Origin of the sequence: Arthrobacter sp. AQ5-05, from assembly GCF_003287975.1 — a bacterium.
Taxonomy (GTDB): Bacteria; Actinomycetota; Actinomycetes; order Actinomycetales; family Micrococcaceae; genus Paeniglutamicibacter.
On sequence record NZ_QMKQ01000090.1, the window covers coordinates 1 to 847 of the forward strand.

The window sequence follows — 847 nt, forward strand, 5'->3', positions numbered from 1 at the left end:
GAACCCGGAAGCTAAGACCCACCGCGCCGATGGTACTGCACTCGGGAGGGTGTGGGAGAGTAGGTCACCGCCGGACAATCCGTCCCGGAACCCCTGAACATCATTGTTCAGGGGTTCCGATGTTTAACGCCCGAACCAGGCGGCGCCCGTTGCGGCCCCCGGCACCCGCCGGGGGCCGCACCCCGTTAACGCCCGACCCCGACCCCGGGCCGGCAACACACGCAACAATAGCCGCCGAGCCACCCGGCCAGCACACTCGGGAACCTGGACAACCCATGCGGCCAGAGTGGCGCCAGGATCTGGTTTTCCACATTCCAACGGCACCCTGACTGCATTTCATCCGCGGCAATCTGACGTGACCTTCGGGTGCTGGGGATTGAGAATGCCCCTGCCAGCACCGGTGACCGCAGGAGGCAATTGCTGGTGCTCATGGGAAGATGCGTACTGAAGACCGACTTGAAGCCAGGGCAATTGCCATGCCCCGCCACGCTAGATAGCCGCCGGCGGCCACGCACGCTGGAGGGGCACGGAGTTTGCCTGGGTGTGGCCGTGATGCGGCGCAGCTGCTTCAGGGCGATTCCCTCGACGAGGGCGATGAGTTCCGGCGGTGAGCGGCAGCTACGCTTTTGGAGCGAGGCCGGTTCCAACTCATCCTTGCCGTGGAATTTGAAGGACATGTGCCAACGCTGGAGGGAGCTTAACCCCAGGTGGCTTTCCACGTGTCAACGGCAGTCTAAAACTGCCCGTCTACGGCAATTGAAATTGACCACTTGCGGCAGTCTCGCTGACCATGGGCGGCAACGGAATTGACCGGCTTTCGGGACGCCGCGCTGATGGCCACCGGCGC

At 63.9% G+C, this 847-nt stretch carries 1 rRNA gene; it reads left to right on the plus strand.

From position 1 onward, the window contains the following. Nucleotides 1-76 (plus strand): 5S ribosomal RNA (gene rrf, locus DQ353_RS22785); the annotation flags it as partial. Nucleotides 77-847 lie beyond the last annotated feature (771 nt).